At 73.7% G+C, this 24,912-nt stretch carries 27 protein-coding genes; 6 read left to right on the forward strand and 21 right to left on the reverse strand.

Annotation, left to right across the window (positions count from 1 at the left end; all coding sequences use genetic code 11):
- Window positions 1–6: 6 nt before the first annotated feature.
- From DEI86_RS07165 to DEI86_RS07210, 10 genes are all read right to left on the reverse strand, one after another.
- A complete protein-coding gene (locus tag DEI86_RS07165; RefSeq protein ID WP_111049146.1) occupies window positions 7–996 on the reverse strand; it encodes a nucleoside hydrolase in 990 nt (329 codons plus the stop codon).
- An 8-nt stretch (window positions 997–1,004) separates the two neighbouring features.
- Window positions 1,005–1,493 carry a GNAT family N-acetyltransferase gene (locus DEI86_RS07170; protein ID WP_258371988.1) on the reverse strand — a complete coding sequence of 163 codons (489 nt, stop codon included), beginning with the start codon at window positions 1,491–1,493 and terminating at the stop codon, window positions 1,005–1,007.
- Window positions 1,494–1,542: 49 nt separating this feature from the next.
- Window positions 1,543–2,025, reverse strand: a complete 483-nt coding sequence (locus DEI86_RS07175) for a DUF2382 domain-containing protein (RefSeq protein WP_181439723.1) — start codon at window positions 2,023–2,025, stop codon at window positions 1,543–1,545.
- A gap of 4 nt (window positions 2,026–2,029) precedes the next feature.
- A complete protein-coding gene (locus DEI86_RS07180) occupies window positions 2,030–2,707 on the reverse strand; it encodes an HAD family hydrolase (RefSeq protein ID WP_111010670.1) in 678 nt (225 codons plus the stop codon).
- 64 nt (window positions 2,708–2,771) lie between these two features.
- Window positions 2,772–3,416, reverse strand: coding sequence for an MBL fold metallo-hydrolase (locus DEI86_RS07185; RefSeq protein WP_111025771.1), 645 nt, complete (start codon window positions 3,414–3,416; stop codon window positions 2,772–2,774).
- Between the two features lie 146 nt (window positions 3,417–3,562).
- Complete coding sequence (locus tag DEI86_RS07190) at window positions 3,563–4,003, reverse strand: MarR family winged helix-turn-helix transcriptional regulator (protein ID WP_111010668.1); 441 nt, start codon at window positions 4,001–4,003, stop codon at window positions 3,563–3,565.
- A gap of 141 nt (window positions 4,004–4,144) precedes the next feature.
- Entirely contained in the window at window positions 4,145–4,339 is a 195-nt protein-coding gene (locus tag DEI86_RS07195) for a DUF2795 domain-containing protein (protein WP_111010710.1), read from the reverse strand.
- Between the two features lie 77 nt (window positions 4,340–4,416).
- Window positions 4,417–5,322 carry a glycosyltransferase family 2 protein gene (locus DEI86_RS07200; protein WP_111010664.1) on the reverse strand — a complete coding sequence of 302 codons (906 nt, stop codon included), beginning with the start codon at window positions 5,320–5,322 and terminating at the stop codon, window positions 4,417–4,419.
- Window positions 5,319–6,872: a D-glycero-beta-D-manno-heptose 1-phosphate adenylyltransferase gene (gene rfaE2 / locus DEI86_RS07205; RefSeq protein ID WP_111049148.1), complete on the reverse strand. Its 1,554-nt coding sequence runs from the start codon at window positions 6,870–6,872 to the stop codon at window positions 5,319–5,321. The genes DEI86_RS07200 and rfaE2 overlap by 4 nt, the downstream gene beginning before the upstream one ends.
- Entirely contained in the window at window positions 6,869–8,296 is a 1,428-nt protein-coding gene (locus DEI86_RS07210; RefSeq protein ID WP_375342165.1) for an aldehyde dehydrogenase family protein, read from the reverse strand. The genes rfaE2 and DEI86_RS07210 overlap by 4 nt, the downstream gene beginning before the upstream one ends.
- 325 nt (window positions 8,297–8,621) lie before the next feature.
- Between DEI86_RS07210 and DEI86_RS07215 the strand changes: the two genes are divergently transcribed.
- A complete protein-coding gene (locus tag DEI86_RS07215; protein ID WP_220038495.1) occupies window positions 8,622–10,076 on the forward strand; it encodes a cation:proton antiporter in 1,455 nt (484 codons plus the stop codon).
- 49 nt (window positions 10,077–10,125) lie between these two features.
- Here the strand turns inward: DEI86_RS07215 and DEI86_RS07220 are convergent, their stop codons facing one another.
- Window positions 10,126–11,028, reverse strand: a complete 903-nt coding sequence (locus DEI86_RS07220; RefSeq protein ID WP_111049223.1) for an aldo/keto reductase — start codon at window positions 11,026–11,028, stop codon at window positions 10,126–10,128.
- 78 nt (window positions 11,029–11,106) lie between these two features.
- Between DEI86_RS07220 and DEI86_RS07225 the strand changes: the two genes are divergently transcribed.
- Both DEI86_RS07225 and DEI86_RS07230 read left to right on the forward strand, forming a co-directional pair.
- Window positions 11,107–11,691: a TetR/AcrR family transcriptional regulator gene (locus tag DEI86_RS07225; protein WP_111049151.1), complete on the forward strand. Its 585-nt coding sequence runs from the start codon at window positions 11,107–11,109 to the stop codon at window positions 11,689–11,691.
- A 199-nt stretch (window positions 11,692–11,890) separates the two neighbouring features.
- Window positions 11,891–13,072 carry a glycosyltransferase family 9 protein gene (locus DEI86_RS07230; RefSeq protein ID WP_258376481.1) on the forward strand — a complete coding sequence of 394 codons (1,182 nt, stop codon included), beginning with the start codon at window positions 11,891–11,893 and terminating at the stop codon, window positions 13,070–13,072.
- Here DEI86_RS07230 and DEI86_RS07235 read toward each other — a convergent pair.
- The 3 genes from DEI86_RS07235 to DEI86_RS16830 are packed head-to-tail and all read right to left on the reverse strand — an operon-like array spanning window position 13,038 to window position 15,611.
- Window positions 13,038–13,637 carry an antibiotic biosynthesis monooxygenase gene (locus DEI86_RS07235; RefSeq protein WP_111049225.1) on the reverse strand — a complete coding sequence of 200 codons (600 nt, stop codon included), beginning with the start codon at window positions 13,635–13,637 and terminating at the stop codon, window positions 13,038–13,040. The two genes, DEI86_RS07230 and DEI86_RS07235, sit on opposite strands and share 35 nt — an antisense overlap.
- A gap of 59 nt (window positions 13,638–13,696) precedes the next feature.
- Window positions 13,697–14,500: a nucleotidyltransferase domain-containing protein gene (locus DEI86_RS07240; protein WP_258376482.1), complete on the reverse strand. Its 804-nt coding sequence runs from the start codon at window positions 14,498–14,500 to the stop codon at window positions 13,697–13,699.
- The gene (locus DEI86_RS16830) at window positions 14,493–15,611 is read right to left on the reverse strand and encodes a hypothetical protein (protein ID WP_258376483.1); all 1,119 of its coding nucleotides are present in this window, start codon (window positions 15,609–15,611) and stop codon (window positions 14,493–14,495) included. The genes DEI86_RS07240 and DEI86_RS16830 overlap by 8 nt, the downstream gene beginning before the upstream one ends.
- Window positions 15,612–15,751: 140 nt before the next feature.
- Here DEI86_RS16830 and DEI86_RS07245 point away from each other — a divergent pair, with 140 nt between their 5' ends.
- Window positions 15,752–16,078, forward strand: a complete 327-nt coding sequence (locus tag DEI86_RS07245; RefSeq protein WP_146244877.1) for a hypothetical protein — start codon at window positions 15,752–15,754, stop codon at window positions 16,076–16,078.
- Window positions 16,079–16,272: 194 nt separating this feature from the next.
- Here the strand turns inward: DEI86_RS07245 and DEI86_RS07250 are convergent, their stop codons facing one another.
- The 7 genes from DEI86_RS07250 to DEI86_RS07280 form a co-directional block, all read right to left on the reverse strand.
- On the reverse strand, window positions 16,273–16,977 hold the full coding sequence (locus DEI86_RS07250; protein ID WP_111010658.1) for an SDR family oxidoreductase: 705 nt from the start codon (window positions 16,975–16,977) through the stop codon (window positions 16,273–16,275).
- Window positions 16,978–17,074: 97 nt separating this feature from the next.
- Window positions 17,075–18,463: a PfkB family carbohydrate kinase gene (locus DEI86_RS07255; RefSeq protein WP_111025782.1), complete on the reverse strand. Its 1,389-nt coding sequence runs from the start codon at window positions 18,461–18,463 to the stop codon at window positions 17,075–17,077.
- Window positions 18,460–19,098: an SIS domain-containing protein gene (locus DEI86_RS07260; RefSeq protein ID WP_111013017.1), complete on the reverse strand. Its 639-nt coding sequence runs from the start codon at window positions 19,096–19,098 to the stop codon at window positions 18,460–18,462. Before DEI86_RS07260 ends, DEI86_RS07255 begins: the two co-directional genes overlap by 4 nt.
- Window positions 19,095–20,405 carry a glycosyltransferase gene (locus tag DEI86_RS07265; protein ID WP_111010655.1) on the reverse strand — a complete coding sequence of 437 codons (1,311 nt, stop codon included), beginning with the start codon at window positions 20,403–20,405 and terminating at the stop codon, window positions 19,095–19,097. Before DEI86_RS07265 ends, DEI86_RS07260 begins: the two co-directional genes overlap by 4 nt.
- Window positions 20,402–21,469, reverse strand: a complete 1,068-nt coding sequence (locus DEI86_RS07270; protein WP_111049154.1) for a glycosyltransferase — start codon at window positions 21,467–21,469, stop codon at window positions 20,402–20,404. Before DEI86_RS07270 ends, DEI86_RS07265 begins: the two co-directional genes overlap by 4 nt.
- 97 nt (window positions 21,470–21,566) lie before the next feature.
- The gene (locus DEI86_RS07275; protein WP_111049155.1) at window positions 21,567–22,625 is read right to left on the reverse strand and encodes a glycosyltransferase family 9 protein; all 1,059 of its coding nucleotides are present in this window, start codon (window positions 22,623–22,625) and stop codon (window positions 21,567–21,569) included.
- Window positions 22,622–23,245: an HAD-IIIA family hydrolase gene (locus DEI86_RS07280; protein WP_111049156.1), complete on the reverse strand. Its 624-nt coding sequence runs from the start codon at window positions 23,243–23,245 to the stop codon at window positions 22,622–22,624. The genes DEI86_RS07275 and DEI86_RS07280 overlap by 4 nt, the downstream gene beginning before the upstream one ends.
- Before the next feature lie 102 nt (window positions 23,246–23,347).
- Between DEI86_RS07280 and DEI86_RS07285 the strand changes: the two genes are divergently transcribed.
- Entirely contained in the window at window positions 23,348–24,316 is a 969-nt protein-coding gene (locus tag DEI86_RS07285; protein WP_111049157.1) for a glycosyltransferase family 9 protein, read from the forward strand.
- A gap of 66 nt (window positions 24,317–24,382) precedes the next feature.
- Window positions 24,383–24,904: a DUF6328 family protein gene (locus DEI86_RS07290; protein ID WP_111013012.1), complete on the forward strand. Its 522-nt coding sequence runs from the start codon at window positions 24,383–24,385 to the stop codon at window positions 24,902–24,904.
- The last annotated feature ends 8 nt before the right edge of the window (window positions 24,905–24,912 follow it).

Consider the following 24,912-nt stretch of genomic DNA (forward strand, 5'->3'; position numbering starts at 1 on the left):
GGCCCGTCACGCGTCGATCCCGTCGGCGACGGCGACCGGGTCCGCGTCCCCCACGCCGCCCTCGCCGATCCGCTCGAGTGCGTCGACGACGAGGTCCCAGAACCGGTCGCGGTCGAGCTCGAGCGCGGCGGAGGTCCGGCAGTCCTCGGGCGCGGGCGCCCGGAGGTCGGCGACGGTCATGCCGGTGGTCAGGGTGCCGGTGGTCTCGACGGCGATGGGCATGCGCACGGCTCGGACGATCGTCGGGTCGATGACGTGGGCGACCGCGCAGGGGTCGTGCACGGGCGGGGCGTCGAACCCCTGCACGTCGCGGTACGCGTCGGCGAAGAAGCCCATGAGCTCGTCGACGAACCGTGCCGGCCCGGTGCCGAGTGCCGCGATGCGCGCGACGACGTCGGGGGTCGCGAGCGCCTGGTGGGTGAGGTCCAGCCCGACCATGACGACGTCCCAGCCCGCCGTGAACACGATCTGCGCGGCCTCGGGGTCGATCGCGATGTTGAACTCGGCGACGGGGGTCATGTTGCCGACGTGGACGCCGCCGCCCATGAGGACGACCCGCTGGACCCGCTCGACGATCCGCGGCTCCTTGCGGACGGCGAGCGCGAGGTTCGTCAGGCCTCCGACCGGCACGAGCGTGATCGTGCCCGGCTCGTGCGCCATGACGGTGTCGATGATGAGGTCGACGGCGTGCCGGGGGTCGAGCTCGATCGACGGTTCGGGGAGGACGGGCCCGTCGAGCCCGGACTCCCCGTGGATGTCCGCGGCGTGCTCGATGGTCCGGACGAGCGGCCGGTCCGCGCCCGCCGCGAACGGCACGTCGGTGATCCCGGCGATCCGCGCGACGGCGAGCGCGTTCCGCGTCACCTTGGCGAGCGTCTGGTTGCCGACGACGGTGGTCACGGCGAGCAGCTCGATCTCCGGGCTGCCGTGGGCGAGCAGGATCGCCACGGCGTCGTCATGGCCCGGGTCGCAGTCGAGGATGATCTTCTGGGGCATGGCCGTCCTCAGTCCAGCTGCTTGTCGAAGCAGATCGAGAACGGCATCGTGCGCGCGTACGGACCCCAGTAGATCGGGATCCGACGCCAGCCGGTCTTGTCGTACAGGGCGACGGCCTCGGGCTGCTTGTCACCGGTCTGCAGGACGAGCCGGTGTGCGCCGACCTCGCGCCCCACGGCCTCCGACTCGGCCAGGAGGGCCGTGGCGGCACCCTGCCCGCGCGCCGCCGCGAGCACGATCAAGCGCTTGAGCTCGAGCTCGTCCCCGAGCCACCGGACGGCGATGTGCCCGACGGCCTCGCCGCGCTCGTCGACCGCGAGGATCGCCGCGACGACCGTCTCTGGGTCGACGTGGAGGGCACGCTCCCGCTCGGCGGCGCGCGCCGGGTCCTCGGTGCCGTCACCGACCCCGTACCGGGCGTGCATGTCGTCGTCCATGGCGGCGCGGAGCGCGACGGCCCGCGGGTCCTCCCACGCGACGCGTTCGATGGTGATCACGACGGACCATCCTCGCAGGTGCGGGCGGCCCTCCCGACCCGCACGCCGCTCAGTGCCGGTCGGTCAGGTCCTCGTCGACGACGTCGACCTCCTCGTGCCCGACGGTCTCGGTGAGTGACCGCTGCTCGGTCACCACGTCCGTGACCACGCGCACGCGCTCCACGGGGACGACGCGGGTGACGACCTCCACCTGCTCCTCGTGCAACACCAGCTCGATCGCGTCGGCGGAGCCGATCGGGAGGACCGTGCCCGGGTCGACGACGTCGGTCCCGTCGAGCGACTCCTCCTCAACGCGGAGTTCTTCACGCCGCACGGTGACGGTGACGGTCCGCTCCTCGGACACGATCACCTTGCGGATCCGCACACGGCGCACCGGCACGGCATCGGTGCGCACGACGAGTCGCTCCTCCGACCGGGTCACGGCGACGTCGTCAGCGCCCGGGTCGAGGATGCGGTCCGCACGTCCCGCGAGGGAGGTCCCGTCGGTGGGGTCCTGGTCGTCCGGGTACGGCGTTGCGTCGACATCGGTCACGTCGTCACGCCCCCAGCTGTCCGATGGGGCTGTCGTCGATCCCGGCGAGGATCGCGGCCGGGTCGTCGAACACCGCCACGGCCCCGGCCTCACGGAGCTCCGCCTCGGAGATGCCGCCGGACAGCACGCCGATCGCGGCGACGCCGGCCCGGCCCGCGGCGATGACGTCCCACTTGGAGTCCCCGACCATGATCGCGTGGTCGGGATCGGCCCCGGAGCGCTCGAGCGCGAGCTGGATGATCCCGGGGTCCGGCTTCGCCTGCTCGACGTCACCGCCGCTCGTCACGACCTCGATCGTGTCCTCGATCTGCAGGAGCTCGCGGAGGATGGCGAGCTCGGCCTCGGGCGCGCTCGTCGCGAGGACGACCTTGTGCCCGCGGCGGGCGACCTCCTCGAGCAGGTCGTGCACGCCGGGCAGGATGTGGAGCTCCTGGAAGTGTTCCCGGTAGTACGCCGTGTGGAACTCCTTCGCCTGCTTCGCGACGTCCGAGTCCGCGGAGCCCACGAGCTCTTCGAGGAGGCTCGACGAGTCCATGCCGATGCAGCGGTGGATGCGCCAGGCGTCGACGGGCTGCCCCGCGGCGTGGAAGGCACGCCACCAGGCGTCCACGTGGGGGTAGTTCGAGTCGGCGAGCGTGCCGTCGATGTCGAAGAGGACGGCGGTCGTGGGGTCGTCGGTCATGCTCCGAGCCAACTCCTCGACCGTCGTCCCCGTCGTCAGTGTCCTCAGGCTCGTCGTCCCCCGGTCAGAGTTCGACCGACTCGCCGACCGGGAGGATCGACATCGGCACGCCGCCGAGGCCGTCCGCACCGAGGAACTGCACGGTCGACTGCTGCCCGGGCTCGCTGAGGAGCAGCTCGTGGATCTGGATGGCGCGCTCGGGACGGACCTCGCGGACGTAGTCGACGGCCTCCCGCATGTGCGACCACGGGCCGCTCGTCGGCATGAGCAGCGTCGGCACGGCGACCCCGGGCACGAGGTAGGCGTCGCCCGGGTGGAAGACGATGCCGTCGACGAGGTACCCGACGTTCGGGATCGTCGGGATGTCCGGGTGGATGACGGCGTGGGTCTCGCCGAACACCCGCACCTCGACGGTGCCCACGGTGAACGTGTCGCCCGCGCCGACCGTCACGACCCGGCCGTCGTGGTCGCCGCCGATCTGGTCCGCGACACCCTCGGGCACGTAGGCGCGGAGCTCCGGGGCGGCGTCGAGTCCGGCGCGGAGGGCGTCGGTGTCGAGGTGGTCGAAGTGCTCGTGCGTGACGAGCACCGCCGTCGCGCCGCGCACGAGCTCGGCGGACTCGGGCGTGAACGTCCCGGGATCGATGACGATCGTCACGTCGTCCTGCTCGAGCACGACGGTCGCGTGGTTGTACTTCGTGAGCCGCATGGGTCCTCCTGGTCGTAGGCGTCGGTCAAGTGTACAACGATGTTGTACACCTTCCTCGCGGGAGATCGCAGTCGTCGCCGTTCTGGCAACCGTCCAAGCGGCGAGGACTGCGATCTCGCAGAGGGGAGGCGGACGGGGCCGCCGGGTCAGCCGTCGGTGTGCTGCGCGATGCGGGCGAGGAGTTCGGGCATCCGCTCGAGCGCAGCCCGCTCGTCCGGGTCGAGCTCGGCGTCGATCGCCCGCGCCATCCACGACGTCCTTGCCCGACGGTCCGCGGTGAGCGCGAGCCGTCCGGCTTCCGTGATGCCGATGACCGACGCACGCGCATCGGTCGCGCTGGCGGTGCGCGCGACGTGACCCAGGGCCTCCAGTTCGATGACGGTACGGCTCTGGCCCTGGTGGCGGACGCCGCGGCGCCGCGCCAGGTCGGCCGTCGTCATCGGACCCTCACGGTCGAGGTGACCGAGGGTGGCCGCGTGGGCCGGCGAGAGCGTGTCGGCGCGACCCCGACCGATGCGGACGAGGGTCCCGATCGCCGCCCGGAGGCGCTCCGCGAGCTCCTCGGTGCGGTCGTCGGTCCGGTCCATGGGTCCGACGGTACTGCGCCCGACGACCACGGCGCGACGAGGGTGCACGACCTGCCGCCACCGCAACGACGAGGGTGCACGACCCGCCGCACGCCATGAGCGGCAGCGGCGCGTCGTGCACCCTCGCGGAGCGGACCGGCCTCAGTCGACGTCCGACACCGCGCTCGACACGGCGGTCGGCGCGTCGTACTCCTGGTCCGGGATCTGCTTGAGCGCGTTGAGCACGTCGTCGTCGGCGCCCTCCTTCTCGGCCGTCGAGACGATGGTGTCCTTCGAGGCGGGGTAGTCGATCCCGCTCAGGAACTTCTGGATCTGGATCGGGTTCGGCGTTGCCATGGGGTTCTCCTCGTCGTTCGTTCCACCGGATGGTCGGACGACCACCCGTTCGTCACCCGGGAGGGACCGGGTGCGGCTCAGGGCTCCCGTCGTCCGACACCGAGCGCCTGCTCGGCGTCGATCGGGGGAAGGAGGACGTCCGGCGCGTCGACCGACCGGTCCGTCACGGTCGTCGGGGACTCGAGGTGCACGGCGCCCGACGGCACGATGCCGACGCCGCCCGCGCGCTCCATCACGCGCCACTGCGCGACGACGTCCTCGCCCGCGTGGCCCGTCGGGAGTTCCCGCCAGAAGTCGAAGCCGCCCGCGTCGAGGAGCACCGCGCGGTCGTACAGCACGCACGCGCCGACCCACGCGACCCGGTAGGGCACCCATCCGCCGTGCGGGACGTCGAGGTCCGCGGCGATGTGGGCGAGGTTCGCGGCGTTGTGGAGCTGCCAGCGGTCGTGGCCGGGCGTGCCGCGCCGGATGACCTCGGGCACGACCGGCCCGTCCCACCGCTCGAACGTCGTCTGCTGGTGCGGGCGCCGGTCGTCGAGGTACGACAGCCCCTGCACCGCGGACCCGACGAACCCGCAGCCGAGCTGCCGGATCGCGTCGAGCATGCGGGCGATCGAGTCGCGCTCGAGCCACACGTCGTCGTCGAGGAACAGCACGTACGGCGCGGTCGCGTGCTCGAGCAGGAACTGCCGGTGCTCGGCGAGCCCGTGCCGCTCGGGGTGCCGCAGGACGAGCGGCTGGCGGCCCTGCGCCTCCAGGACGCGGAGCATCGCCTGCACGCTCGGGTCGGCGAGCGGCGCACCGTCGACCGACTGGTCGCTGAGGACGAGCCGGAACGTCGGCTCGTCCTGCCCGGCGAGCCCGGCGAGCGTCGTGGCGAGCTCGGTGACCCGTCCGGCGGTCGGCACGAGCACGTCGACCACGGGCTCCGGTGCCGGCCGGGAGGCCCGTCCCCACTCGCCCGACCAGCGTGCGGCCGTCACGGGGTCGCCTCCGTCGCCGCGGGGGCGTCGTCCGCGTCGGTGACCGTCTCGGCCGCGGCGCGCTCGGCGGCCGCTCGCGCGGACTCGCGGATGCGGCGGACGACGTCGGTCGTCGAGTGCTCGGCGACGTAGTCGACCATGACGACCTCGCCACCGTAGGCACGGACGACCTCGGTCTCGGTGAGCATCTCGGGCGAGTAGTCGCCGCCCTTGACGTAGACGTCGGGCTGCAAGCGCTCGATGAGCGGCACGGGGGTGTCGGTCGGGAACACGGTGACCAGGTCGACCGACGCGAGGGCCGCGAGGACGCCCGCACGGTCCTCCGCCGTGTTGATGGGCCGCTCCGGCCCCTTGAGCCGGCGGACCGAGTCGTCGTCGTTCACCGCGACGACGAGCAGGTCGCCGAGCTCGCGGGCCTGTCGCAGGTACGAGGTGTGACCGCGGTGCACGACGTCGAAGCAGCCGTTCGTGAACACGACGCGGCGGCCCGCGGCCCGGGCGGCGGCGACGGCGTCGGCCAGGTCGTCGTGGTCGACGATCGTGTCGGCCGGGGCGGAGACCGAGGCGACCAGGGCCTCGGCGGTGCAGATCGAGGTGCCGGCCTCGCGGACGACGACGTCGGCGGCGGCCTGGGCGAACCGGGCGGCGTCGGCGAGGGGCGTCCCCGTGGCGAGCGCGACGGACACGGCGGCACAGAACGTGTCGCCGGCGCCGGACGCCTGCTGCTCGGACGCCGGCGTCGCGCGGGTGCGGACCGGGGTGGTGTCAGCGGCGGTGTCGCCGGGCAGCAGCACGGTGCCGTCCTTGTCGAGCGTGACGATGGCGTTCCGGGCACCGCTCGCGGCGAGGACGGCGTCGCGGAGACTCTCGACGACCGCGGGACGAGCCGACCCCTGCCCGAGGGAACGGCCGAGGAGCTGCTCGGCCTCGCCACAGTTCGGCGTCACGAGGTCGGGATGCAGGTCGTGCCAGCGGCCGAGGTCGTGCGCGTCGACGACCACGGCGGCCGGACGGTCGCGCAGCACCGCGGGGACCACGGCCTCCGGGGTCGTCCCGAGCCCGTAGTCACACACCACGACCGCGTCGGCACCGCGGATGCCGGCGGTCACGGCCCGGGCGAGGGCGATCGTGTCCTGCTCGGTCGGGGGATCGGCGATCTCGTCGACGCGGACGAGGATCCGGTCGCCGCCGACGACCCGGGCCTTCGAGGTCGTGACGCCGTGCGAGACGGGCACCAGACCGGACACGTCGACGCCGTCGGCCGCCAGCCGGGCGCGGAGGATCCTCCCGGCCTCGTCGTCGCCGATCAGGCCGACCATGCGGACCTCCGCGCCGAGCGCCCGCGCGTTCACGGCGGTGTTCGCGGCACCACCGGGCACGTCGATGACCTCGGTGACGCGCACGACGGGCGCCGGGGCCTCCCGGCTCACCCGCTCGGCCTCACCGACGCTCCAGCGGTCGAGGATGACGTCCCCGACCACGACGACGAGCGGTCGCCGGTCCCGGGTGCGGTCCACGACCTCCCGGACGACGCGGAGGTCCCCACTCACCGGTCGCTCCGGCGCGGCGCCGATTCGAGGTGCACGACCGTGGTCGTCGTCATCTCGTCGAGCAGGTGCGGGCCGTACCCGAAGCCGGCACCCGACGCACCGCGCGGCTGGGCGCTGCCGCCCGGAGCGCCTCCGAACACGGCGTTCACCTTGACGGTGCCGACCGGGAGCTCGTCGCCGGCGCGGAGCGCGTGCTCCATGTCGTTCGTCAGGACCGTCGCGGCGAGGCCGTAGCGGTCGTCGGCGGCGAGGCGCAGTGCCTCGTCGAAGTCGTCGACGACCTGCACGGGCGCGATCGGGCCGAAGGTCTCCTCGTGCATGACGAGCATGTCGGGCGTGCAGTCGACGAGCACCGTCGCGGGGTAGAACGTGCCGGCGCCGTCGGGGATGCTGCCGCCCGTGAGGACCCGGGCGCCCTTGGCGACCGCGTCGTCGACGTGCGACTGGACCACGTTGCGCATCCGCTCGTCGACCAGGGGGCCGTAGCCGTCGGCGTCGGCGGCGGTCTTCGCCTCGGCCTCGGCGACGAGCGCGGTGACGAACGCGTCCGCGACCTCGCGGAGGACGTACACGCGCTCGACGCTCGTGCAGATCTGGCCGGTGTTGGCGAACGCGCCGAGCGCGGCCTGACCGGCGGCCCACGCCGGGTCGACGTCGTCGTCGACCACGAGCGCGTCGTTCCCGCCGTTCTCGCGGATGACGTGGGCACGGGTGCGCAGGGCCATCTCGGCGAGGACGTCACCCGTCGCGGTCGAGCCGACGTGCGCGTAGACGTCGATGCCGGGCTCGGCGAGCAGCGCCTCGCCCGTCGCGGCGTCACCCGTGATGCCGACGAGGACGCCCTCGGGCAGCGCCTCGGCCAGGATCTCGTTGAGGAGGGCCGCCGTGGCCGGGCAGCGCTCGCTCCCCTTGTGCACGACGGTGTCGCCGGAGACGATCGCGGCACCGAGGATCCCGCACGCGACGGCGACCGGGTCGTTCCAGGGCGTCAGCGCGAGGACCACGCCGCGGGGGTGCGGCTTGGCGGTGTCCGTCGCGCCGAACGAGCCCCGCAGGACCTCGCCACGGTGCAGCGGGCCGAGCTCCGCGTACTGGATCAGCGTGTCGATGCCGGCCTGCACACCGCCGAGGGCGTCGCCGGGGACCTTGCCGGTCTCGCGGGTGTTGAGCGCCGCGAGTTCCTCGGCACGCTCCTGCAGGTGCAGCGCTGCGGCCTTGAGGACCGCCCCACGCTGCCCCGGCGCCGTGCGGGACCAGGTCGCGAACGCCGTCCGCGCCCGCACGACCGCCTGCTCGATCTCCGCCGGGCTCGCGACCTCGACCCGGGAGGCGGTGCTGCCGTCGCGCGGGTTGGTCACCTCGATCACGCGGGGCGCGAGGCTGTCCTCGACGGTGGGCTCGGAGGGGGCGATCGCGGTGTCCAGGGCCAAGGGTGCTCCTCTGTCAGGGGGACGACCGGCCGAGGGCACGGTCATGGGCGTTCCGTCATCGTCGACGCGCGCGGGCGTCGGTCCGCACGTACCCACACTGCTCCTCCGTCCCGGGACTGTCCGCGATCGCGGCCCCCCTTCGGCTCGCCTGTCCCCCGACCACGGCCCGCCCTGGAGTCCGCATCCGGCGGGTGCGCGGGCGAGGAGTACGGTGAACGAGCGTTCGCGTGAGGTGTGCCGGGAAGACTGGTCGGCGATCCGTCGACCGACCCTCCCGAGGAGATCCCATGTCACTCGCCCCACGAGCCGAGCGCTGCCCGTGAGCGCGGACGACGCGTTCACCCTGGCGGTCGGGCTCGCCGGACTCGCCGCGGTCGCGGCCGTCGTCTCGAGTCGCCTCAGCACCCTCATCCGCGTCCCGTCGCCCGCGCTGTTCCTCATCGCCGCGGTCGCGGCGTCGTCCTTCTTCCCCGTGCTCGAGACCGTTCCGCGCGTGCTCGACGAACACGTCGTCAGCGTCGCGCTGGTCTTCATCCTCTTCGACGGCGGCATGCACATCGGCTGGTCCCGGTTCCGGAACTCGCTCGGCCCCATCACCTGGCTCGGGGTCGCGGGGACCGCCGTGACCGCGGCGGGGGTCGCGCTCGCTGGACACCTCCTGCTCGAGCTCCCGTGGCAGCAGTCGTTGCTGCTCGGGGCCGCACTCGCCCCCACCGATCCCGCGGTCGTGTTCTCCGTGCTCGGCAAGCGCGAGATCTCGGGCCGGTCCGGCACGATCCTCGAGGGTGAGTCCGGCGCGAACGACCCGGTCGGCATCGCGCTGATGGTCAGCCTGCTCGCCGCGACCGGTGCCGGCCTCGACGCGGTGACCCAGGGCCTCCTGACGTTCGTGCTGCAACTCCTGATCGGCACGGCCGTGGGCGTCCTCGGCGGCCTGACGCTCCGGTGGGCCCTGCAGCGCCTCGCGTTGCCGAACGAGGCGCTGCACTCGATCTGGACACTCGCATTCGCGGTCGTGCTCTACGCGGTGGGCACGCTCCTGCACGGGTCCGGGTTCCTCGCCGTGTTCCTCGCCGGCATCCTGATCGGCGACGTCCGCGCGCCGTTCAAGCGCGAGATAGACCGGTTCAGCTCGGGGTTCTCGAACCTGGCGGAGATCGTCGTGTTCACCCTGCTCGGCCTGAGCACCGACGTGGCCGCGGTCGTCCGACCCGATGTCCTCCTGCCGGGGCTCCTCATCGCGGCCCTGTTGATCCTCGTCGTCCGGCCGCTGTTCGTCGGTGCGCTGACCATCCCCCTGCGCCTGCGGTGGGGTGAGCGCGCATTCGTGCTGTGGGCGGGACTCAAGGGGGCCGTGCCGATCCTGCTCGGACTCTCGATCCTCGCCTCGGGCGTGGCACACGCGGACCGGCTGTTCGGCATCATCTTCGTCGTGGTGGTGTGCTCGGTGGTGCTGCAGGGCGGTCTCGTCCCGTTCTTCGCCCGGCGGTTCCACATCCCGATGCGGGTGCGCGAGCCGGAGCCCTTCGCGGTCGGCATGCGTCTGACGGCGGAACCGGAGGGACTGCACCGCCATGTCGTCCAGCACGGGTCCGAGGCGGACGGTCGCCGCGTCGACGAGCTCCTCGACGGCGAGGACGGCTGGATCAGCGTCGTGCGTCGGCAGGGTCGGCTCATCCGGCTGCGGCGGGACACCGTCCTGCACGAGGGTGACGAGGTCCTCGCCCTCGCGGACGACGAGGGCGGTCTGGATCGGCTGTTCGACGCGCCCTGAGCGCGGGAGTCCACCCGCGCACGGTGCGGCCGCGCGCCCGTGAGTCCGGTCAGCGCTGCGCGCCGGCCGCTGGCGCCAGCGCATCGAGGGCAGCGGTCTGCTCGGCCGTGAGCTCCACCGCGCCCGCCGCCAGGTTCTCCGCGAGGTGGTCGGCGTTCGCCGTTCCGGGGATCAGCAGCGTGTTCGGCGCGTGCCCGAGCAGCCAGGCCAGGCCGACCTGCGCCGGGGAGGCCCCCAGCTCGGCCGCGATCCGCTGCACCGCGGGTTCGTCCGTCACCTTCGGCAGACCGGGGAACCCGCTGCCGAGCGGGAAGAACGGCACCCAGGCGATGTCCTCGGCGACGCAGAGTGTGAGCATCGCCTCGAACTCGCGGGCGACGAGGGAGTACGCGTTCTGCACGCAGACCACGCCGACCGGGAGCGCCCGCCGGAGGCTCTCGATCCGCACCGCGCTGAGCCCGATCCCGCCGATCAGCCCCTCGTCGCGCATCGCGGTCATCTCGGCCAGCTGGTCGTCGAGGTCGACGAGGTCCTCGTCCGGCACGGTGAGACCGGGGCCGATCTCGGGGCGGCGGAGGTTGACGACGTCGAGTCGATCGCGTCCGAGCGTGCGGAGGTTCGCCTCGACCTGCGCACGGAGTTCCTCCGGTCGCTGCGCCAGCACGAGCGGGATCGGCGCGTCGACGCGGACCGCCCCCACCTTGCTGACGACCGCCACGGCGTCCGAGGACCCGATCGCCCGACGGATGACGTCGTTCGCGACCCCGTCGCCGTAGAACTCGGCAGTGTCGATGTGGTCCACCCCGAGCTCGACGGCGTGACGGAGGAACGCTGCCCCGGCCTCCCGGTCGTCGTCGAACCGTTCGAGCGCCATCGCGCCGTACCCGACGCGAGCGATCGCGCGCCCGGCGAGCGTCGCCGTCCCTCCGGGGATCGTCGTGTGGTCTGCCATCATGGCTCCTGTCGTCGTCGGAAACGGAGGATCCTCCGCTCTCCGCGACGCTACCACCGATCCGGAGGTACCTCCGCTTTGTCGTCCGCTCCCCCGCCCGCTCCCCCGCCCGCGCGTCGTCCACGCGCCGATGCCGCGCGCAACCGCGCCAGGATCGTCGAGGTCGCACGCGCGTCCTTCACCGACACCGGCCAGGACGCGTCGCTCGAGGGGATCGCGCGCGCCGCCGGCGTCGGGATCGGCACGCTCTACCGCCACTTCCCGACCCGCGAGGACCTGGTCGCCGCGGTCTACGACACCGAGCTCACATCGGTCCTCGCCACCGTCGAACCACTCCTCGCCACCCACACGCCCGACGTCGCCCTGCGGACCTTCATGGACCGGTACGCCGCGTTCGTCGTCACGAAGCGCGGCATGACCGAGACCCTCCGTGCCGGGGCCTTCCGCGATGCCGTCGGGAGCGCCCGGACTCGCGAGCGCGTCAACGCCGCGATCGCCACGATCCTCGCCGCCGGGGCGGCCCTCGGCGTCCTGCGCCCGGCGGTCCCCGCCGACGACGTCACCGCCGCGCTGGTCGGGGTGTTCCTCGCGACCGCGGGCGTGGAGGACCAGGAGCAGGTCGGGCGGTTGCTCGACCTGCTCGTGTCGGGCCTCCGGCCCTGACCGCGCGGCGCCACTCCGAACCGGCCCCGTCCGTTCGAACCGCGGAACACGGGTGTTCGACCGGCATCGGGCGGTCCGATCAGGGAGCGGCGCCCGCCGGCGACGTGACCGCGACGCGCGGAACGCCACCCAGCGCCTCCCGGTAGACAGGAGGACGCACCCGCGCGCCGTCCGGCGTGCCGCACCACGAGGAGGCCCGGTGTTCCCGATCGGTCAAGCACAGCCCGCGTTCGAGGACGTGCGCGAGATCGCGGTCCTGCGCGGCGGTGGACTCGGGGACCTGCTGTTCGCCATGCCGGCGATCGACGCGCTCGCCGCCGCGTACCCGGAGGCCCGCATCACCCTCCTCGGCACGCCCATGGCCGCCGCGCTGCTCGCCGACCGGCCCTCGTCGATCGACGCCGTCGAGGTGCTCCCCGTGGCGCCGGGTGTCCGCGAGGTCGCCGGGCAGGAGTCCGACCCCGCCGAGGTCGACGCGTTCACCGCCCGACTGCACGGGCGCTTCGACCTCGCCGTCCAGGTGCACGGCGGCGGCCGGAACTCCAATCCGTTCCTGCTGCGCCTCGGCGCACGACACACCGTCGGCACCGCGACCGAGGACGCCGAGGTCCTCGAGCGCTGGGTCCGCTACGTCTACTACCAGCACGAGGTGCTCCGGGCGCTCGAGGTCGCCGGGCTCGCCGGTGCCGCACCCGTCGTGCTCGATCCCGTCGTCCACGTGTCCGACGACGAGCGCGCGGCCGCCGTCGCCCGGATCGAGGACGCGATCGGCGCACCGCTCGCCGGGCGCCGGGTCGTCGCGGTCCACCCCGGCGCGACGGACCCTCGGCGCCGTTGGCCCGAGGAACGCTTCGCCGCGGTGGCGGCCGCCCGCATGGCCCAGGGCGACGTCGTCATCGTCGTCGGCGACGAGTCGGACCGGGAGGCGGCGATCACCATCGCGCGCTCGGCCACCGACATCGCGGGTCCGGACAGCCCCGGGCAGATCGTCGACCTCGCGGGGGTGCTCGGCCTCGGGGAGCTCCCGGGGACACTCGCGATCGCGGACGTCATGGTCGCCGACGACTCGGGGCCGCGGCACCTCGCGGTCGCGGTCGGCACCCGCACGGTCGGGATCTTCTGGTTCGGCAACGTCGTCAACGCGGCGCCGTTCGACCGGGGGCGCCACCGGGTCGAGATGAGCTTCACGACGCACTGCCCCGTGTGCGGCGTCGACGTCACCCAGGTCGGCTGGACCGCGGAGCGCTGCGAGCACGACCCGTCGTTCGTGGCCGAGGTCGGGGTCGAGGTGGTGCTCGCCGACGTCGCGGACCTGCTGGCGACCGCACCCGATCACGGGGCGGCCGTCAGCGCCGCGGCGCGAGCAACCAGGGGCGGATGAGCCGGGTCACGAACGGCAGCACCCAGAACGTCATGATCGGCGTGAGGACGAGCGTCGTCAGCAGGACCTTCGGCACGGTCGGGAACGTCGGCCAGAACGGCACGAACGCGGTCACGAGCAGCGTGAACACGAGGTTCACCGGGAAGAACCCGAGCCAGATCGACACCGCCTGCTTCCACCGGGGCGGTGCGCTGTCCGACGGCGCATCGCGCGGCACGTCGAACCACCCCTCGATCCCCGTGCGCTTCTCCACCCGGGACTCCACGACGAGGTCGCGCCCCTCGTCGAGCCACCGGAGCCGGTCGTCCGAGTTCTCCCACGTCGCCAGGGTCGTGTGGTCGGCGAACCGGTAGAGCATGTGCCACTCGCGCGAGGTCGCGTGCGAGCGGACCCATCCGGACCCCAGGAACCCCGGGTAGCGGTTCGCGAGGTTCACGCCCGACTGGACCCAGCGGGTGACCTCCGGGATGCGGTCGGGCTCGACGAGGCGGGTGATGGACACGGTGACGGGGAGGCCGATGGTCGCTTGTGGCGTGACGGCGTCCCCAGGCTCGGCTGGAGTCATGACGACGATCATCCCGCGCCCGTGTTTCCCGCACGTGACGTCGACCCGGCACCGCGCCGTCAGTGCACGCGCTCGACCTCCGCGCGGAAGAACGCCTCGGCACGCGCGCGACGATCGGCGACGTCCGCAGCCGCGTCGAGCTGGTCGAACGACGCCGAACGCTCGAGTTCCTCGTCGACGTACCGCTGGAGCACTGTGGGAGGCGCTCCGGTCCCCAGTTCGCGCGTCACTGCCTTCGCGGCGATCAGCGCGGCGCTCGCGTCGCGGACCTCGGCCGACACGGTGGTCTCGTCGAGCAACGTCGGCAGGTCCATCGGCGGCAGGACACCGTCCGGGTGGTCGTCGAGCCAGCGGAGCGTCGTGGCGCACCGCAGGACGTAGCAGAACCGCTTGAGCGTGCGCGAACCGGTCTGCTGCTGCCGGGCGACGTGGAGGTAGTGCCGGCCGATCGCGCCGCGCTGCATGACCTCGCCCGCGAACCCGAGCATCCGGTCACGGAACCCCTCGTCGCCCCGGTAGACGATCGGCGACCGGAGCCACTCGATCGCGACGGCGTTGCCCCGGACGAGGAGCCGCACCGTCTTGGCGAGGTCCCACCCGTTGACGTCGAACACGGCGTCGAGCGGGGTCTCGATCACATCCCGGTCGGGCCACAGAGCCAGGTAGCGATGCCGGGGACGGACGAACAGGAAGCGGCAGTCGTAGTCGCTGTCGGGCGACGGGAACCCCCACGCGCGGCTCCCGCTCTCGATCGCCCACGCCACGGCGACCCCGTGCTCGGTCTCGACCCTGGCGAGCCGCGCGTCGATCTCGGCGACCACCGAGGAGTCGAGGCTCGAGGGGACCGCCCGCAGGTCAGGCACGGGCCACCTGCGAGAAGTCGGGCGATCCGTCCGGCAACGCGGGCAGCGGCGTTCCGTCGACGTACCGCGGCCACGCGAGGACCCGCTCGACGGGTGGGGCCGCGGCGTACCGCAGGCCGTCTCGACCGCGCACGACCGCGGGAACGCGCGTCCCCGCTCCGACGGACGACGACGCGGCTGTGTTCGTGGACGAGTCGGGCGCGATCTGCTCGGGCACGACCGGCGCCGGCACCGAGTCCCAGCCGGTCGGGAGGTTCGGCACGGGTGCCTGCGCCGACCGCGCCGCCCGGTCGGCATCGCTCGTGCCGACGGGGCTGACCGGCGTGACGGCCCCGCCTGGGACGCCCCACGCCGATCGGTCGGCCGACTGCATCGGAGCGGCGCCGCCGCCGTCCGTCGTGAGGCTGTACGGATCGTCGGCACGCGGACGGAACAGCGCGTTGCTCAGGGGCACGAGGACGGTGCCGAGCAGATCGAGGATCGCGAGCACCCACACCAGGCGCCAGTAGCCCGAGGCGAAGTGCGTGCGCGAGAACAGCACCGGGATCGACAGCAGCACGGCGATCACCGCGATGACGACGACCGTCGCCTTGGCGACCACCTGCAGGAGCGGCGTGGGGTAGCGGCGGTGGATGACGAGCAGCAGGTGCACGTGCAGCAGTGCGGCGCGGGCGATGAGCACCGCGCCGATCCACTGCCAGAACTGCTCCCCGACGGTGGACACGTCCGCACCGTACGGGCCGTCGTGGAGCACCCAGACCTCCAGGAGGCCCGCCACGAGCAGGTACATCGAGGTCGCCACGCTCGCCATCGCGAACGCGCCGGAGCGCTTGGCGGAGACGTCGGCGTCGTACCAGGACAGCAGGGCGAACACGATGACGACCGTGATGGTGAGGAGGAGCTGGATCGCGACGAGCCCGAAGTCACCGATGAGGACCGCGACGACACCGACCAACCCGGCGGCCACGACGGCGCCGATGATCGTGCGGAACACCAGGGGGCGGACACGCGCCCACACCGGATCTCCGAGGCGCTCCCCGATCGCGTTCTCGTACTGGTGGTCCGGGTCCGATCGGTCGACGGTGTCGGACCGGTGGTCGGCGTTGGTCACGGCGGCGTCCCCTCTGCGGCCGGTCGGCCGCGTCGTCGTGTCAGCGCACGCTACCGCAGGGGCCGCCGCATGCGCGGCCCGGCAGACGCCCCCCGATCGGGAGGCCCTCCCCACCCCCGCGCGCATGCCAGGATGCCGTCATGTCCGAGTCGCCCTCATGGCCTGACCCGACGTCCCCACGTCCATCGCCGCCGCGCTGGCTCGCGAACCGGCCGGTGTTCGCCCTCTGGGTCCTCACGCTGGGGCTCGTCGTCACCGCGGTGGTGTTCTGGGTGCGCTCGTACGACGAGGTGCACGGGTTCGGCGGCTTCGACGCGTTCAGCCTCACGACCAGTGCGGTGCACCTCGGCGTCGGTACGGTGTTCTTCGGTCTCGCCGTGGCGACCGCGACGGTGACACTCGTCCTCCACACCCTCGGACACCGGCTGGTCGTCCCGAACCCGGACGCGCCCGACTCGGTGTCCTGAGCGGGGTTCCGCATGGGAGGGCGAGCGCCAGTCCCCTCCCGAGGTCGCACGACGCGCCGCGAGCACCCCCTCGAGATCGCAGAACACGCCGCTCACCTCGGAAGGTGAACGGCGTGTTCTGCGATCTCGGCGGAACCGGAGGCCGAGGCCGGAGGCCGAAGGCCGGAGGCCGGGCCGGGGGCCGGGCCGGGGGCCTACGGCCAGCTGGGCTCCTCGGCCGGCATGATCGCGAGCTCGCGGATCTCACACCCGGCCGGCTGGCTCAGGGCGAAGATGATCGCGTTCGCGACGTACTCCGGCTCGATGAGCTTGGCGTCCGGCCCCGGCTTGTACTGCTCGGTGCGGCCCTCGAAGAACGCGGTGCGCATGCCCGCGGGGATGATGTTCGTCACGCCGACGACGCCACGGGTCTCGGCGGCGAGCGCCTGGGAGAACCCGCGGACGCCGAACTTCGACGCGGAGTACGCGGTGCCGTCGCCGACGCCCTTGAGCGCCAGCGAGGACGAGATGATGACGACGCGGCCGTTCGAGGCCTCGAGCGCGGGCAGGGCAGCTCGCACGGTCGCGGCGGTGCCGAGCAGGTTGACGCCGACGATGCGCTCCCAGTCGCCCGACGAGATGCCGCCGATCGGGGCCGGCTTGTCGATGCCCGCGGCGGTGACGACGGCGTCGAGGCCACCGTGACGCTCGGCGGCGTCGCGCACGGCCTGCTCGGTGGCGGCGGTGTCGGTGACGTCGACGGCCACGCTGTCCCACTCGCTCGGGACCGCGTCGGTCTTCAGGTCGAGCACGATCGGGGTGCCGCCCGCCTCGGCGACGGCGGCGGCGACGGCGGCACCGAGGCCGCTCGCACCGCCGGTGACGAGCACGCGGCCGATGGGCGTGGTGGGGATGGGCATGGGTGTTCCTTTCGGTTCTGCGGTCGGACGGGAGGCGCGGCTGCGGACGGCTGCCGCGCCTCCCGGCCGGACGTGGTCGGGATGGTGCGCGCTCGCGCTACCCGACGCGTTCGAGGGCGGCGGCGAGCCGCGTGGTGGAGCGTCCCGGGTGGAACGGCACGGTGACGACGCGGCCACCCCACTCGGCGAGGGTCCGGGACTCCGGGAGCTCGTCGGCGGAGTAGTCGCCGCCCTTCGCCCAGACGTCGGGCTGGAAGCGGCGGAGGGCCTCGTCGGGCGTCGACTCGTCGAACACGATGACGGCGTCGACGCAGTCGAGCGCGAGGAGGAGCTCGACGCGGTCCTCCTGCGTCATGATCGGCCGGTCGGGGCCCTTGAGCCCGCGGACGGAGCTGTCCGAGTTGAGGCAGACCACGAGGCAGTCGCCCAGCGCTCGGGCGGCCGACAGGGTGCGGGCGTGGCCGGCGTGGAGCAGGTCGAAGCAGCCACCGGTCGCGACCACGGTGCCGCCCGCGGCGCGGACGTCGTGGGCGACCCGGATGGCGTCCCGGTCACTGCCCGGCACGGTGACCGGTGCGGGAGGCGCGAGGAGCGACGCGACGCCGCCCGCGGCCAGGTAGGCGGAGGCGTCGGCGACACCCGCCGCGACGGCGTCCTCGGTCGAGGCGCCCTGCGCGAGCGCGACGGCGACGCCGGCCGCGAGCCGATCACCGGCGCCACAGGGGTCGCCCGCGGTGACGGAGGGCGCGGGGACGAAGCGGGAGTCGCCGGCGTCGGTGCGGAGCAACGCGCCCTTCTCGCCCATCGTGACGGCGACCGCGTGGGCGGACCAGTCGGCGACGAGCTGCTCGCCGGCGGCCGTGGCGAAGGGCACGCCGGAGCCGGTCGCGCCGGAGAAGCCCCGGGCCTCCGCGGCGTTCGGGGTGGCGACCGCGATGCCGGGGACCGGCTGCGCACCCTTCGGGTGCGGGTCCCACACGACGGGGGTGGTCTCGGCGACGCGGGTCAGGGCCTCCCGGAGCGCGGGAGCGGCGGCGAGGCCACGGCCGTAGTCGGCGACGACGATCGCGTCGGCGCCCTCGAGCGCGGCGGTCATGTCCGCGGTCACATCCGGCACGGGCGGCGTCGCGCAGGCCTCGTCGATGCGGACGAGCGCGTGGTCGCCGACACGCACGCGGGTCTTGACGGGGGTCGCGACGCCGGAGTCCCCGGCGACGACGCGGACGCCGGGCATGCCGTCCCGGAGCTCGGCGCCCCGGTCGTCCTGGCCGAGGACGGTGACGAGCGTGACGTCGTGGCCGTCGCGCGCGAGCATGGTCGCGACGAGCCCGGCACCACCGGCGCGGCGGACCTCGTCCTGCACGTCGAGCACGGGCACGGGCGCGTCGGGGCTGAGGCGCTCCGAGGTCCCGGTGACGTCGACGTCGAGCAGGGTGTCGCCGACGACGACGATCCGCGTGCGGGTGGTGTCCGTGCGGGCGTTCATCGGCGGCCTCCCCGGAGTCCCTTGAGCGCGGGCTCCATGGCCCGGCAGAGTGCGTGCACGAGGACGAGCTGGGCCTCCTGCACGTTGGCGGAGGGCCCGTCGATGCAGATCGCGTCGTCGACGACCTCGGCGAGGGGGTTCGGGCGTGATCCGGTCATCGCCCAGGTGCGGACGCCGATCGAGCGGGCGGCACGGGCTGCGTTGAGCAGGTTCTCGCTCTTGCCGCTCGTCGAGAGCAGCACGAGGACGTCGCCGGCGCGGGCGTGCGCGTGCACCTGGCGGGCGAAGACGTGCTCGTAGCCGTAGTCGTTCCCGATCGCGGTGACCGCGGAGGACTCGGCGTGCAACGAGATCGCACTGAAGGCGGGACGGTCCCCGTCGAACCGGCCGACGAGCTCGCTCGTCAGGTGCTGCGCCTCCGCCGCGGAGCCGCCGTTGCCGGCCGCGAGGAGCCGCTGGCCCCGGCCGAGCCGCGACGCGAGGTCGTCGGCCCACGCCGCGATGTGGTCGCCGTGCTCGGCGAGGGACGCGATGACCGGGACGGACGCGGCGATGTGGTCGAGGACGAGCGACGCGCTCGAGGCCGGCTCGTCCGACGTCGGCCGAGCGGTGGTGGCGGGCAGGTCGATGGTCATCGGAGGGTCCTTCCGGCGGTGCCCAGGGGGGCGGGGTCGAGCGTGGGGACGGCACCGGCACGGCGACGTCCGGGACGGGTGGAACGGCGACCGGTGATGCGGTCGTACACCCGCTCGGAGTCGGTGGCGATGCGCGCCCACGAGTAGCGGGACTCGACCCGCTCGCGGCCGGCGCGGCCGAACGCCACGCGACGGTCGGGGTCGTCGAGGATCGCGGCGACGGCCTCGGCGACCGCGGCGGCGTCCCGCGGCGGCACGTGCAGGCCGGTGGCGTCCTCGACGACGGTGTCGATGAGGCCGCCGACGCTCGACGCGACGACCGGGACGCCGCAGGCCATGGCCTCGAGCGGCACGATCCCGAACGGCTCGTACCACGGGGCGCACACGACGACGTCGGCGCTCCGGAGGACGGTCGGGATCTCGCGCTGGGACAGCTGGCCGCGGAAGGTCACGTGGTCCCGCACGCCGAGCCGGGTGGCCAGGGCGTCGAGGCGCTGGTACTCCGGGTCGTCCACGAGGTCGGCCCCGGCGGTCCCCGCCCCACCCACGATGACGAGTTCGACGTCGCGGCCCGCGTGCACGAGGCGGGCGAGCGCGTCGATCGTCGTGCCGACGCCCTTGCGCTGCACGAGCCGGGAGGCCGTGACGACCCGGTGCCGCCGGCTGCGGACCTCGGTCAGGCCGTCCGGCGTGAACGCGTCGACGTCGACCCCGCAGGGCACCACCGAGATGCTGCGGTTCGGGATGCCGAGGGCCTTGAGCTCGAACGCCTCGTCGGAGCACGTCGCGATGACCTGGTCGGCGCGGCGCCCGACCTCCGGTTCGAGCCACTCGCGCTCGTTCGGGCTGGTGTCGGCCGAGCCCTGGTGGCGGCGCTTCACGACGCCGAGCGCGTGGTAGGTGTGCACGACGGGGATGCGCGGTCCGTCGCTGTGGGCACCGAGCTGCTGTGCTGCGTCGAGGGCCGCGAGCCCGGACATCCAGAAGTGGCTGTGCACGATGTCGGGGCGGTCGACGGTCCACGCGGCGACGAGGAACGAGGCGAACTGCCCCATGTACTGGAGCAGGTCGTCCTTCGGCAGGCGTTCGGCCGGCCCGGCGTCGACGTGCACGACGTCCACACCAGGGCGGAGCGACACCCGGCGCGGCAGGGTCGCGTCGTCGCGCCGCGTGTAGACCGTCACCTGGTGCCCGCGGTCGGCGAGCGCCCCGGACAGGGCTGCGACGTGGACGTTCTGGCCGCCGGCGTCGACGCCCCCGAGCGTGGCCAGCGGGCTGGCGTGCTCCGAGACCATGGCGATCTTCATGCGCGGTTCCTTCCGTCGGTGCGTTCGGCGACCGGGGCTGCGCCGACCAGGTCGGTGAGCGGTGCCGGTGCCGGTGCGGATCGGTGGTGTGCTGCGAGGTGACGCTCCTGCACGCCGTCGAGGAGGTCGTCCCAGTCGCCGAGGAACCGCTCCAGGGAGTGGCGCGCGAGCACGGCCTCCCGGGCGACGAGGCCGCGGCGACGCGCCTCGTCGGGGTCGGCGACGAGGTGTCGGGCGGTGGCGACGAGGTCTTCCACGTCGGTCGAGATCGCGCCGGCCTCGGCGGGGACCGCACGGGCCGCCTCGGTCGTGCCGAGGACGAGCACCGGCATCGCCATGTGCATCGCCTCGAGCAGGGACAGCCCGAGCGAGGTCCAGCGGTTGAGGTGCAGGTAGGCGCGGCGCTCGGCGAGCTGCGTGTGCATCGGGTCGGGCTTGACGTCCCCCATCACGCCGAGCCGGTCCGGACCGAGTCCGAGGGCGTCCGGGAGCTGGTCGGTGCCCATCCCGAACGCGTCGACGGGGGCGACCGCCGCGAACCGCGGCACGAGGTCGGTCCCGGCGACGCGCGTCCGGCGGACGGGCTCGTTGACCACGACCCCGAACCGCTCGAGCGTGCCGGTGTACCGCGGACCGGGGTCGACGACGCCGTGTTCGATCACCGTCGTGGCGGTCGTGCCGCAGTCCCACATGAGGGCGTTGAAGTGCGTGACGTGCGCGATGAGGACGTCGTCCCGGTCGCGCAGCGGATGCAGGGACGCGGGGACGTCGACCCGCGGGGCGTTGTGCTCGACGAAGACCACCGGGACGTCGCGGCCGAGACGGGCACCGAGCAGGCGTTCGGCCTCGGCGAACTCTTCGGTGCGCTGCAGGACGACGACGTCGACGTCGGCGTCGCGCACGGCCTCCGGCGCGATCTCGACGACGTTCTCGGGCCAGAGCCGGTCGGCGCGACCGAGGCCCCAGGCGTCACGGGCGGGGGTGGTGGGGACGAGGTAGTCGTGCTGACCCCGGACGAACGCGTCCATCCAGCCGCCGTGCACGTGCCACACCAGGATCCGCACGCCATACCTCCTGCTCGTCCGTCCCCGGCTGAGGGAACGCCGGGAATTCGGACGATACGCACTCCTCCTGCTGCTCGCCTCCCGGTGGGACTGCTTCTCAGGAGTGTTGTACCCCGGACGTGCCCCGTTCCCAGCCAGCGAGGCGCGCGCACGCGGCGACCACGGCCTCCGGGTCGACGGAGCGGAGGCACGGGTGTCCCGGCACCGGACACTCGCGGGCGCGGCTCAGTCGGCAGGGCGCCTGCTGGTCGCCGAGCAGTTCCACGGGCACGCCGTAGGGCGCCCACCGGACCGCGGGCACCACCGGCGAGAACAGACTGACGATCGGGACCCCGACGGCCGCGGCGAGGTGGGCCGGACCCGTGTTCCCGACGACGACGACCTCGGCGCCCGCGAGCACCGACGCCAGTGCCGCCGGGCTCGTCCGGCCGCCGAGGTCGATGCCCGAGGCCCCTGCGGCGGCGGCCGTGAGGCCACGCTCGCCCGGGCTGCCGGTCACGACCACGGTGTGTCCGAGGGCGGCGAGCCGCTCCACGAGCGCGGCGTGCAGGTCGACCGGCCACGACCGCGCCGGAACGCTCGCGCCGGGGTGGACCACGACGTACGGTCCGAGCCCGTCGAGCTCCGGGGGCAGGTCCGCCGGGTCGTGGACGACCGCGAGCCGGCCGTCGTCCCCGTCCGGCAGCGCGTACCCCGCCGCTCGGGCGATCTCCAGCGCACGCTCGGGTTCGGGCTGGTCCTCGGGGAAGTCCTCGCCGGGCCGGAGTCGCACGTCGAGCAGTGCCCCCGCGTGGTCGACCGACGCCCCGGTGATCCTCGCGACCCCCGCCAGGCGGAGGAGGAGCGCGACCGGGAGGGGCGACTGGTGGAACGAGGTGAGGACGATGGCCTCGTCGGGCCGGGCCTCCTGGACGATCGCGTCGAACTCGGCGAGCATCGCGGCGTCGACCGGCCGGTCGGTCTCGGTGATCCAGGGACAGGCCCAGACCCGGAGTTCGTCCACGCCCGGCAGCAGCCGCCCCGCGGGAGCCCCCTGCGGGCCGCAGAGCATCCACACCTCGTTGTCCGGAGCCGCCGCGACGGCCCGGACCGCGGGTCCGCCGACGAGGACGTCCCCGAAGCTGTCGAGCCGGACGACGAGGACCCGGCGCGTCACCGCCCGGTCCCGGCGCGTTCCGCCGCCGCGCGTTCCGCCCCGGCGCGTTCCGCCCGTGCGGCGAGGTCACCCTGGCGGCCGTGGCGCAGCGAGTGGAGCACGAGCGCGACCGCGTCGACGAGCGACTCCGTGGCGACGTCCGCCTCGTCGATCTCCTCGGCCCGGGTGACCTCGGTGGGAACGAGGATGCCGGCCGCTCCCGCGTTGCGCGCCGCGCCCATGTCCGCGCCGATGTCCCCGATGACGACGCACTCCTCGGGCGCGACGCCGAGGCGTTCCGCGGCGTTGACGACCATCCCCGGACGGGGCTTCCGGCAGTCGCAGTCGTCGTCCGGACCGTGCGGGCAGACCTCCCACACGTCGAACGGACCGATGAGCTCGTCCACCCGGGCGTTCACCGCGTCGACCTGGTCGCGGGTGGCGGTTCCCCGGGCGATCGCCGACTGGTTCGTCACGACAGCGACCGCGACACCCGCGGCACGGAGCGCCTGGACGGCGCGGCGGGCGCCCGGTACCGGTTCCACGAGGTCCGGGTCCGTGTTGTACGGGACGTCGACCACGAGGGTGCCGTCGCGGTCGAAGAGGACCGCGCGAGGGGGGCGGTGCGTGCGCAGACTCATGCACCGATTCGTACCCGGTCCGACCGGTCCCCGTCACGCGCCCGGCGCGTCGAGCGAGGCGGGGCGCGGGCGGGTGCCCGTCACGCCCGGTAGCGTCGACCCGTGCCCGCACTCCCCGCCCTGCCGCCGTCGGACGGCCGCCCCGAGCTCGTCGTGCTCCGCGCGATCAAGCTCGGCGACATCCTCATCGCCGTGCCCGCGCTGCACGCCCTGCGCCGCGCCTACCCGGAGCACCGCATGACGCTCGCGACCACCGCGTGGCTCGCCCCGATCGTCGAGCTGCTGCCGGGGGTCGACGTGCACCTGGCACAGCAGGGCCTCGACCACGACATGCCGATCGAACCCGGCACCGTCGACGTCGCGGTCAACCTGCACGGTTCCGGCGGGGAGTCCCGCGCGATCATCGCGCACCTGGAGGCCCGGCACACCATCAAGCACGCCGCGCCCGGCGAGGACGGGTTGCCCTGGCTCGACGGCATGCACGAGCGGGAGCGGTGGATCCGCCTGCTCCGCGCGTTCGACATCGACGGCGACCCGGACGAGGTCGACATCCGCGTGCCGGACCTCGAGCCCGCGGTCCGGGACGCCGCCGTCGTGCACGTCGGCGCGTTCTACGGCGCGCGGCACTGGCCGGTCGAGCGGTTCGCCGCGGTCGCCCGTGCGCTCGCGGCCCAGGGACTCGACGTCGTCGTGACGGGAGGCGCGGACGACGTCGACCGCGCCACCGCCGTCGCCGAGGGGGCCGGCCTGGCACCGGCCGCCGTGCTGGCGGGCCGGCTCGACCTGCAGGTGTTCGCCGCGGTCATCGCCGCCGCGCACGTCGTCGTGACCGTCGACACGGGCGCCGCGCACCTCGCGTCGGCGTACCACGTGCCGAGCGTCGTGCTGTTCGGCCCGGCGCCGCCGGAGGAGTGGGGCCCGCCGGCCTCCGGTCCGCACGTCGTGCTGACGGACGCGAGCGTCCGCCGGGGTGACGTGTTCGCGACGGAGCCCGACCCGGCCCTCCTGGCGGTCACGGTCGACGACGTCCTGGAGGCGGTGGCGGAGGTCACGGCGCGCGTCGCGTCCTGACCGCGGGTCGGCACCGGTCCACAGCTGCGTCCGGTGCGGGCTCCCCCTCGGCTACCCTGGTCGGCCATGAGCACGACCGACGATGGAGCCGCGGATCGGGCACGCAACGAGACCCGGTCGGAGCGGTACGACCGGAACTGGCGCGACATGCAGCAGGAGCTGCGGATCGTGCAGACGGGCACGCAGATCCTCGCCGGGTTCCTGCTCACGCTGCCGTTCCAACAGCGCTTCAGCATCCTCGACGACGGCGAGGTCGCGATCTACCTCGTGCTCGTCATCCTCGCGGCCGGCATCACGATCCTGGCGCTGGGCGCGGTCTCGACCCACCGCCTCCTGTTCGGGCAGCGGCAGAAGCACGACCTCGTGCGCTTCGGCAACCGGATCCTCATCGCCTGTCTCGTCATGAGCGCGCTGCTGTTCGCCGGCACGGTCCTGTTCGTGTTCGACGTCGTCCTGGGACACACGATGGGTGTGATCGGCGGCGTCGTCGTGTTCGTCGCGACCGCGGTGCTCTGGATCGGTGTGCCCCTGGCGGCCCGGCGGACTCGCCAGGACGACCAGGAGGACGGCGAGGTGCCCCGGAGCTGATCGCGGCG

Origin of the sequence: Curtobacterium sp. MCBD17_028 (assembly GCF_003234875.1) — a bacterium.
Lineage (GTDB): Bacteria > Actinomycetota > Actinomycetes > Actinomycetales > Microbacteriaceae > Curtobacterium.

Coding starts and splice junctions, on each gene's coding strand:
- DEI86_RS07165 (WP_111049146.1), bottom strand. CDS start 996: ATGCCCCAGAAGATCATCCTCGACTGCGACCCGGGCCATGACGACGCC.
- DEI86_RS07180 (WP_111010670.1), bottom strand. CDS start 2,707: ATGACCGACGACCCCACGACCGCCGTCCTCTTCGACATCGACGGCACG.
- DEI86_RS07185 (WP_111025771.1), bottom strand. CDS start 3,416: ATGCGGCTCACGAAGTACAACCACGCGACCGTCGTGCTCGAGCAGGAC.
- DEI86_RS07190 (WP_111010668.1), bottom strand. CDS start 4,003: ATGGACCGGACCGACGACCGCACCGAGGAGCTCGCGGAGCGCCTCCGG.
- DEI86_RS07195 (WP_111010710.1), bottom strand. CDS start 4,339: ATGGCAACGCCGAACCCGATCCAGATCCAGAAGTTCCTGAGCGGGATC.
- DEI86_RS07220 (WP_111049223.1), bottom strand. CDS start 11,028: ATGGCAGACCACACGACGATCCCCGGAGGGACGGCGACGCTCGCCGGG.
- DEI86_RS07235 (WP_111049225.1), bottom strand. CDS start 13,637: ATGACTCCAGCCGAGCCTGGGGACGCCGTCACGCCACAAGCGACCATC.
- DEI86_RS07245 (WP_146244877.1), top strand. CDS start 15,752: ATGTCCGAGTCGCCCTCATGGCCTGACCCGACGTCCCCACGTCCATCG.
- DEI86_RS07250 (WP_111010658.1), bottom strand. CDS start 16,977: ATGCCCATCCCCACCACGCCCATCGGCCGCGTGCTCGTCACCGGCGGT.
- DEI86_RS07255 (WP_111025782.1), bottom strand. CDS start 18,463: ATGAACGCCCGCACGGACACCACCCGCACGCGGATCGTCGTCGTCGGC.
- DEI86_RS07260 (WP_111013017.1), bottom strand. CDS start 19,098: ATGACCATCGACCTGCCCGCCACCACCGCTCGGCCGACGTCGGACGAG.
- DEI86_RS07265 (WP_111010655.1), bottom strand. CDS start 20,405: ATGAAGATCGCCATGGTCTCGGAGCACGCCAGCCCGCTGGCCACGCTC.
- DEI86_RS07280 (WP_111049156.1), bottom strand. CDS start 23,245: ATGAGTCTGCGCACGCACCGCCCCCCTCGCGCGGTCCTCTTCGACCGC.
- DEI86_RS07290 (WP_111013012.1), top strand. CDS start 24,383: ATGAGCACGACCGACGATGGAGCCGCGGATCGGGCACGCAACGAGACC.